Here is a 9,127-nt window from a genome sequence, read left to right as displayed (position 1 = left end):
AGCAAGTACCTGAATAACATCATCGAGCAGGATCACCGCAACATCAAGCGATTGACAAAGCCAATGATGGGATTCGGCTCATTCAACACAGCGAGACGAACCTTGAGTGGCATCGAAGCGATGAGTATGATTCGCAAAGGACAAGTGAAGGGAGTCAGCAAAGGGGACAGTGTATCTCAAGCGAAGTTTATCGAAGAACTGTTCGGAATTAGCGCTTAACGGAATGCGAACGAGATACTTCGTTTGTCACTAAAAAGTATTTGCGACACAACCCATCATTCACACCATCGCCCGTCATCCCAACGATGTGTCCGTGCTTTTGCAGGACATCGATAATGTGGAACTTGTGTTCAGGGAACACCTGGGCGAAACCGTCCGCTTTCTCGATCGACTCCGTAGCCTCAGCCGTCGCCTGCTGCTTCGTATCACCCAGGCTGCTGGCATCGAGAATGTTCGTGCCCAGACCCAATTTCTTAGCGGTTTCCTGCGCGATCGCGAGGGCATCCCCCGTGACCATCTTGATCTGAACGCCCATCTTGCGTGCGGTCGCGATCGTGGTCTTGGCATCGTCTCGGGGCGGATCAAACAAGGGCAGTACCCCCACAAACTGCCAGGGATCGTCACCCTCCGATCTCGCCACGCCTAATGACCGAAAGCCGCGCGCCGCGAAGTCGTTGACTGCCTTTTCGACTGCCTTTTTGTCAGTGGCTTTTCCTTGCTTAGCCTGGTCGGTCAAGGCTAGAATCACCTGCGGCGCACCCTTCGTCACTTTGAATGCTTTGCCGTCCGTGCCCTTCACAGTCGCTTCCGTGCGTTTATGCACCGGGTCGAACGGCGTGAAGTGAACAACCTCATAGGCGTTTAACGCATCCTTGTCTTTTAGTCCATCCAAAACGGCTAAATCAATGGTGTCGTTGTTGTCACTGCGTGATGCCAGCGCCCCATTGAGAATCACTTGCTCGGCGGAAATATTGTTCGCGCAAAACGGATCACCCAGCGTCAGTTTGTTTTGGGTCAGCGTGCCCGTCTTGTCCGCACACAGCATATCCACGCCTGCCAATTCCTCGATCGCCACCAGCTTGCTCACGATCGCCTGTTTCTTGGCGAGGAGGCGCGCCCCCACTGCCATCGTCACCGATAGCACGGTCGGCATCGCCACCGGAATCGCCGCCACGGTCAGCACCAGCGCGAACTGCAAGGTAGTGAGGAGCGGATCGCCTCGGGAAATCGCGACGGTCACAATCAACGCCACCAGCGCCAGCGCCAGGAAAATCAGGTAGTTGCCGATCTTCAAAACCGCCTTTTGAAAGTGGCTCGTGGTGTGTGCCGTTTGCACCAGTTGCGCCGTCTTGCCGAAGTAGGTCTGCTCACCCGTGGCATAGACGATCGCCCCCATTTCACCCTGACGCACGATCGAGCCAGAAAAGACCGCTTCGCCAGATTTGCGTGTAGCGGGCAACGATTCACCTGTTAGCGCCGACTGATCCACCTCCACAGAGTCACCCTCTAGGAGACGCGCATCCGCTGGCACAATGTCGCCCATACGCAAGCGGATGACATCCCCCGGCACCAATTCACGCGACGGTGGCGTGACCCACTTGCCATCCCGTTTCACCCGCGCCTTAACGGACAGCTTGGCCTTCAGGGCGGCGATCGCATTCCCCGCCTCGTGTTCTTCCCAGAAGCCGACGACGGCATTGGAAACCAGTAACAGCAGAATGATGAAAAAATCCGGCCAGTGTCTCACCACACCGGACAGAATCACTGCCACCTCGATCATCCAAGGAATCGGTCCCCAAAAATAGCTGAGGAATTTCAGGTATGGGTTGGTTTTCTTTTCTTTAATCTCGTTGGGTCCATACTGGGTCAGCCGTTTGCTCGCCTCGTCTTGACTGAGACCCTCTGGTGAAGACTCTAGTTTTGCCTCTAGTTGATCCATCGGCAGGGTTTTCAGATCGTCCTTCGGATCGGGCTTTGGATTGGGCTTTGAATCGGGCGTTTTGGGTCGATCGGCAACGGGTTTCATGATGGGTATTCCTTTAGCATTTATTTGATGGAATGGTGACGGGGAATGAATTTTTGTCACAGAGTTTCAAGATCACAGGGTTGCAAGATCACAGAGTTTCAAGCTGCTTTTTCAGCCCAGATTGAGAACACGACACACAGACTTGGCGATCATCAATGCTTCATCCGTGGGAATCACGCGGACAGGCACCCGGCTGGTCGCCATCGAAATCACGTCCGCATTCACCACATTGCGCCCTTCGTTGAGTTCGATGCCCAGGAAGCCTAAGCCATCGCAAATCCGGCTGCGGACGGTGGGTGCATGCTCCCCGATGCCACCCGCGAACACCAAGGTGTCCACGCCACCCAATGCCGCTGCAAACGCACCGATCCATTTCTTCACCTGGTAGCAAAACAGCGCGATCGCTTCAGCCGCCCGCACATCTTGCAGTTCACGATCGAGCAAGTCACGCATATCGGCACTGGTTTCGGATATCCCGAGCAACCCAGACTGAAAATGAACCATCGCATTGAATTGCTTCGCGCTCATGTGTTCGGTGCGCGCCAAATACCCTACCAGCCCCGGATCGAGATCGCCGGAACGGGTACTCATCGGCACTCCAGCGGTTGGGGTAAAACTCATGCTGGTGTCCACGGGTTTGCCGTCATGCACCGCCGCCAGACTCGCGCCATTCCCCAGGTGAGCGAGGATCACCCGACCGTGTGCTGCTGTTCCGTCCAGGCGGGACAGTGCTTCCATCAGGAACGCATAGGACAACCCGTGAAACCCGTACCGTCGCACGCCCTGTGCTTCGTAACGGCGTGGGATGGGTAACAGCTGGGCGACGCGCGGCAGGTCATGGTGAAACGCCGTGTCGAAACAGGCAACTTGGGGCAGGTCTGGAAAACGGTGATGAAACGCCTCGGTCAACCGGATTTCTTCCGGCAGATGTTCAGGGTCGAAGGGGCTGATCCGGCGCAATGCCTCAAGCATTGCCGGAGTGATGCGCTGGGGCTGGCTATACGTCGGTCCTCCATGCACGATGCGATGCCCCACCGCCGTCAAGGTCTCACGCCCACAATGTCCCTCCAGCCAATCCATGAGAGTGCCGACTGCCACTGTGTGATCCGCTGCCGCGATCGACCGCGAAAGGTTATCTGCCGGATTTAACCCTTTGACCTGCAAGGTCGCATCTGGTAACCCAATGCGCTCAATCCCACCCTCTAGCAGCCGTTGGAGAGAGTCGCCAGACTCGAACAGCGCGAATTTGATGCTCGATGAGCCGCCATTGATTGTCAGGATCTGGGGTTTTTCTGGTTTCATTAGGACTCCGTTACGGCGATCGGCGATGGTTGCTCAGGTAGGCATCGAGCCAGCAGGATGACACTCGATCGGGGGCTGAGGGGATAGGTTTGTGGATCGTCCCAAAGCGGTTCCTTCCCCACAGCAAACAGATCGTGGGGCGCTTTGCCAGCGGTATCGACGGCTAGATGCCACCGAGTCCCAGGTGGTGCTGGGGGCAACCTGAAAGCCACAGCATCGGTGCCAGCATTGAACAACAGGCAAAGTGCGTGCTGTGCCGCTTCAGGGATGAGACAGGCAACCTGCTTTGCCTGCGGGTCGAACCAGTGGGGCAAGCCGCCTTGGGGCGCAAACCACTGGATCTCGGCATCGGTATAGAATTGCTCCTGACTGAGAATCGGATGGGCACTGCGAAAAGCGATCAGTCCACGGGTAAAGCGAAAAATCTCCTGGTGTTGTGCCAAGCCACTCCAGTCATGCCAACTCGTGGCGTTGTCCTGGCAGTAGGCGTTATTGTTGCCGCCCTGCGTGCGCCGCAATTCGTCCCCACCGAGCAACATCGGCACACCACGCGAGACCAGCAGGGTCAGCAGGAAATTCTTGATCTGGCGTTTTCGGATGGACGTAATCGCCGCATCCGTCGTCTCGCCTTCCACGCCGTAGTGATCGCTGAAGTTGGCGTTGGTCCCGTCCTGGTTATGCTCGCCGTTCGCTTCATTATGTTTGGTGCGATAGCTCACCAGATCGTTGAGCGTAAAGCCATCGTGGCAGGTGACGAAATTGATGCTGCTATCGGGCCCTTTGCCCGATCGGGTATAGATGTCGGCACTACCACAGAGGCGGCTAGCAAACAAACCCAGCATCCCCTCATCGCCCCGCCAGAACCGCCGCACATCGTCTCGGTAGCGACCGTTCCATTCCGACCAGCGCCGCTCTGAAAAGCTACCCACCTCATACGCACCAGCGGCATCCCACGCCTCCGCAATGATCTTCACGTCTCTTAAGATGGGATCTTCGGCAATCCGTTCCAATAGCGGTGCATTGGCGAGCAAGTTGCCAGCTTCGTCCCGACCGAGCACCGATGCCAGGTCAAACCGGAAACCATCCACATGCATCTCGACCATCCAATGACGTAACGCCGCCAGGATATGATCCCGCACGACCGGATGGTTAGCGTTAACGGTGTTGCCCGTGCCCGTATAGTTCTTGTAGTGGCGTTTGTCGCTTTCCAGGGTGTAGGCGATCGCGTTAGCCATGCCGCGAAAACAGAGCGTTGGACCCAGTTCGTTACCCTCTGCCGTGTGATTGAATACGACATCCAGAATCACTTCGATATCTGCCTGGTGGAACGCCCGCACCATTTCCTTAAACTCCAGCTTCTGCTGCCCCAAGCCACCTGCACTGCTATAGGACGCTTTGGGGGCAAAGAAAACCACCGGATCATAGCCCCAGTAATTCCGGAGCGGTTGGTTTGTTTGGGGATTGCGGCGCGGGATAGACGCGTCATTGAACTCCTGGACAGGCATCAATTCCACAGCAGTCACGCCCAGGGTTTTAAGATAGGGAATCTTTGCCATCAGCCCCCGGTAGGTGCCCGGATGCTCCACGCCCGACGTGGGATGCATGGTAAAGCCCCGCACATGCACCTCATAAATAATGGTTTTCGACCACGGATGTCGGGGTGGTTGGTCACCATGCCACTCGAAGGACTCGTTGAGGAAGATACCTTTGGGCATCGACCCAGCATTGTCCACAGTTGAGAATGCTAAGTCCTGCTCTGGTGCCAAGGGGTCATAGCCACATGCTGCGGCAAAATCCCACGGAGGCAGTTGCGAAATTGCGATCGCACAGGGATCGAGGAGCAATCGATGGAAATTGAACCGCTGCCCTTCACTGGGTGCGTAAGGACCATCCACGCGGTAGGCATAGCATTGACCGGAACTGATGCTCTTCACCCAAACGTGCCAGACATCGCCAGTACGATGGCACGCGGCATCCAGGTCGATTGACCGGGCAGGCACGGCATCTTCAGGATGGTCAAACAATTCGAGTCGAACGCGGCTGGCATCTCGGCTGAAAAGCGCGAAATTTACCCCTCCTCCCGTTTCCTGAGTGCCAAACGGCAATGGAGAACCCACCCGCACGTCCGCGCGGGCGGCGATCGCCGCGATATAGTTGTGCAGTTCGCGCTGAGGCTCTTTCATCATCGTTGCCATAGGTCGATCGGTAGCCAATTGCAATAGATGGGATAGATCTCCCACTGGACGATCATTTTTAGATCAACCGATCAACCCAGGATTAAAAGATCAACCGATCAACCCAGGATTAAATCTGCCAATCTCTCAAAAGCGATAGCGTTCCGATTTGAAATTTGAAAGCATACCGAGACTGAAAGGCTTATCTGGTAGCACTTCTGCCTCAAAATTCCTTCAGAAAGCAAACCGGATTCCTAGGTTAAAAGCGCAATCAGAATGAGGCTCAGCATAAACGCAAGCACAAGAGTGTGTTCAATCCGCTTGCTGAGATAGCCGGTAATCAGAATGATCAGGGTAAGGACTAAAAACGCCCCCAGGTATGCCACCTTCTCCCACCCGTGGGCAATCAGGTTGAGTGGTTGTGGCGCTGGGACTTGTAAGATTTCGATGATGTTGTACTTGGGATTATTTTTGTCTTCAATCATCGCTTTTTCCCTGAGAGGATATCTGAGAAGTGCCAAAGACGCTCCATTCGCCCCCTCAATCCCCCAAGTTTTGGGGCTAGGGGCAGCTTCGATCGCAACGTATCGCTTTTAAGCCATCCTCTGAATCTGATGGCAATGAATCAGAAAAGCTCTTTTGCACGCTCCATTCGCCCTCGTTGCCTTACACCTTCCCCTCAAAGACACTCGCCAGTGGCTGAACGCAACGCACCATCAAGGCTCTACAGCCCTACGCCGCCATTGACTGTCTGTTTATTGTCGATTTGATGGTCGATCGCGCTTTCCGGTTCTTTGTGCATATGCTCCTGTCCCAACCCCATCGTCATGGCAGTCATCCCAGCCAGACCGCCGAGTTGCATCGTGTCTAACGCCGTACTGGGTACCATGACGATCGTGGCATTGCTCTTCAATCCTTCATAGAGCATATTCATTGCCCGCAAATGCAGTGCGACCGGATTGTTGATATAGGTCTTGGCAGCTTCCCCAAACTTTTCTGCCACCTGTCGCTCAGAATCACCGAGAATCACCCGCGCCTGCCGTTCTCGTTCCGCCTGTGCCTGCATTGACATCGCATCTTCTAAGGCAGCAGGAATCAGGACATCCTTCACTTCCACCGAAATCACGTTGATGCCCCATGACTCGGTGCGATCGTCAATGATTCTCTGCAAATCCTTACTGATTTTCTCCCTGCCTTCCAACATGTCCGATAGCATGGTCTTGCCGATGACATCCCGCAGAGCCGTTTGGGATGCCCAGCTAATCGCGCTTGTATAGTCCGCAACATCTAGGGCTGCTTTCTTCGGATCGACAACCTTCCAAAACAGGACGGCATCTACATCAACTGGCACTGTATCCTTCGTCAGAGTCTTCTCCGCCTGGAAAGAAGTGGTAATCACACGAGTGTCAATCCGGTAAGGTATCGTGTCGATCATCGGAATAATGAAAACGAGTCCTGGTCCCTTGAGAGCGAGGAATTTTCCTAACCGCAAGACCACTAATCTTTCCCACTCATTCACTACCTTAATAGCGCTAAAAAGAGTTGAAGCTAACACACCGCCAAGACCAAGAATGATGACTAAAAGAAGGAAGGGGCTAGTCGCGTAATGGGGGACGGAGTTGTCCACAGCTAAGAACGAGTCTCCTGGGCTTTGGGACGCACTCGCGATCGATCCCGCTTGAATTTGATCGCTAGATAATGGATGAGAGTTGATTGTTTTCATTTCAATGACCTCAATGATTTAGACAATTGAATTTGATAACCGCAGAATTTAATGCAGATGATGGTTTTTTAGCTCCTCCTGAACCTGTTCCAGCGTGCGACCTTTGGTTTCAGGCACCAGGAAATAGGTAAACAGCACCGAAGCTACCGTCAATGCCGCATAAAGCCAGAACGCGCCGGGACGACCTAGAGACTTCACAATCGAGAGGAAGGTCACGGCGACAATCAGGTTCGCCCCCCAGTTGGCAACGGTTGCTACACTCATCGCCTTGGAACGGATATGCAGGGGATAAATTTCGGAAATTAATAACCAGAACACTGGTCCCAATCCGATCGCAAAGGATGCCACATACAGCATCAGGATCAACACCACGGCAAGGCCCAGAGAAGAGGTTAACTGGGGTAGTTGGAAGGCGATCGCCAGCAGACCCAGAGCGATCGCCATGCCGCTTAGACTGGTCAATAACAGAGGACGACGGCCAGCCCGATCCACCAACCAGGCTCCTATGATCGTAAAGATGACGTTGATGACACCGATCCCCGTAGTTCCCAGAATCGAGATCGCGTTGGAATCGATGCCAGAGAATTTCAGAATCGTCGGGGCGTAGTAGATCACCGTATTAATGCCCGTCGCTTGCTGGAAGATGGCTAAGCCGATCCCAATCACTAGAGGGAGTCGCAGCGCAGGCTTGAGCAAGTCTGCCCAGCTAGAAGACCCTCCTGTTGCCAGACTCTGGTGAATGTCTTGAAGCTCTGCATCAACGTTTTGGGTGCCTCGAATTTTGCTCAGGTCAGTGCGGGCCTGTCCACCCCGGTTCTTCATCACCAGCCAGCGAGGACTGTTCGGCATTTTCAGCATTCCTATTCCCAGAGCTAGAGCAGGAACAATCGCCAGCCCTAGCATCCAGCGCCAGCCGTCAGGAACCTTGATGAAGAGGTAATCCACCAAGTAAGCCAACAGAATCCCAATTGTGAGAGCCAACTGGTTCAGAAACACGAGAGTGCCACGAATACTTTTGGGTGCTACTTCCGAGATATACATGGGGGAAATAAACGAAGCAATCCCAATGCCAACCCCGACGATAATCCGCCCAAAGATCAAAAGATCCAGGTTGGGAGTCAAGGCGGTCACCAGGGCACCCACACCGAAGATAATCGCAGCCAGCATAATCATGTTGCGCCGACCAAAGCGATCGCCCAAAATCCCCCCCAGGGCAGCCCCGGGCACAGCACCAATCAGCACAGCACTGACGGTGAATTCCTGCATAGTGGAATCCAGGACAAACTGTTGTTTGATAAACAGAATGGCCCCAGAAATAACGCCCGTATCGTAGCCAAACAACAAACCACCGATGGCTGCGATCGCACAGACCACGATCACAAACCCTGAAATATGGTGTTTCGCCCCGGAGGGGCTGGATTGAGAAGGGGATGATATCTTTGCCATGTCAAATTTCCTTAAGGTGAAATTCATCAAAACAACAGCGTTTGTTCCAACTGGGAATAGAATTATGAATCATTCAATTCCTGAATCAGTTTGGCAACCAGAGCTGTCCACCCCGTTTGCTGACTGGCTCCTAACCCAAATCCCGTATCGCCATGAAAGTATTCATGGAACAGCAGCAAATCGGGTTGTGTCGCAAATACTTTTTAGTGACAAACGAAGTATCTCGTTCGCATTCCGTTAAGCGCTAATTCCGAACAGTTCTTCGATAAACTTCGCTTGAGATACACTGTCCCCTTTGCTGACTCCCTTCACTTGTCCTTTGCGAATCATACTCATCGCTTCGATGCCACTCAAGGTTCGTCTCGCTGTGTTGAATGAGCCGAATCCCATCATTGGCTTTGTCAATCGCTTGATGTTGCGGTGATCCTGCTCGATGATGTTATTCAGGTACTTGCT

Annotated in this window: 8 protein-coding genes; 1 reads left to right on the top strand and 7 read right to left on the bottom strand. The window is 53.9% G+C overall.

The features are described 5' to 3' along the window. A partial coding sequence (locus A8707_RS24850) for a DDE-type integrase/transposase/recombinase (RefSeq protein WP_156518841.1) occupies window positions 1–219 on the top strand: 219 nt, incomplete at its 5' end. On the opposite strand, the gene A8707_RS24845 is transcribed toward A8707_RS24850, so the two are convergent. The 7 genes from A8707_RS24845 to A8707_RS24810 all read right to left on the bottom strand — a co-directional run. Next, a complete protein-coding gene (locus tag A8707_RS24845) occupies window positions 209–2,026 on the bottom strand; it encodes a plasma-membrane proton-efflux P-type ATPase (protein ID WP_231948460.1) in 1,818 nt (605 codons plus the stop codon). The two genes, A8707_RS24850 and A8707_RS24845, sit on opposite strands and share 11 nt — an antisense overlap. Window positions 2,027–2,137: 111 nt before the next feature. Beyond that, complete coding sequence (locus tag A8707_RS24840) at window positions 2,138–3,328, bottom strand: acetate/propionate family kinase (RefSeq protein ID WP_068819980.1); 1,191 nt, start codon at window positions 3,326–3,328, stop codon at window positions 2,138–2,140. Continuing rightward, on the bottom strand, window positions 3,328–5,523 hold the full coding sequence (gene glgX, locus A8707_RS24835; protein ID WP_068819978.1) for a glycogen debranching protein GlgX: 2,196 nt from the start codon (window positions 5,521–5,523) through the stop codon (window positions 3,328–3,330). Before glgX ends, A8707_RS24840 begins: the two co-directional genes overlap by 1 nt. Before the next feature lie 233 nt (window positions 5,524–5,756). Then, on the bottom strand, window positions 5,757–5,987 hold the full coding sequence (locus A8707_RS24830; RefSeq protein WP_068819976.1) for a hypothetical protein: 231 nt from the start codon (window positions 5,985–5,987) through the stop codon (window positions 5,757–5,759). A gap of 239 nt (window positions 5,988–6,226) precedes the next feature. Continuing rightward, window positions 6,227–7,225, bottom strand: a complete 999-nt coding sequence (locus A8707_RS24825) for a slipin family protein (protein ID WP_082906501.1) — start codon at window positions 7,223–7,225, stop codon at window positions 6,227–6,229. Window positions 7,226–7,273: 48 nt separating this feature from the next. Beyond that, complete coding sequence (locus A8707_RS24820) at window positions 7,274–8,671, bottom strand: sugar porter family MFS transporter (protein WP_068819974.1); 1,398 nt, start codon at window positions 8,669–8,671, stop codon at window positions 7,274–7,276. Window positions 8,672–8,908: 237 nt separating this feature from the next. Next, window positions 8,909–9,127: DDE-type integrase/transposase/recombinase (locus A8707_RS24810; RefSeq protein ID WP_156518841.1), on the bottom strand; the 219-nt coding region annotated here is incomplete at its 5' end.

The sequence above is a fragment of the Phormidesmis priestleyi BC1401 genome (assembly GCF_001650195.1).
In the GTDB taxonomy this organism is placed as follows: domain Bacteria; phylum Cyanobacteriota; class Cyanobacteriia; order Leptolyngbyales; family Leptolyngbyaceae; genus Phormidesmis_A; species Phormidesmis_A priestleyi_B.
Note: the sequence above shows the minus strand (reverse complement) of the source record. Positions and strands in the feature narration are given on the sequence as shown.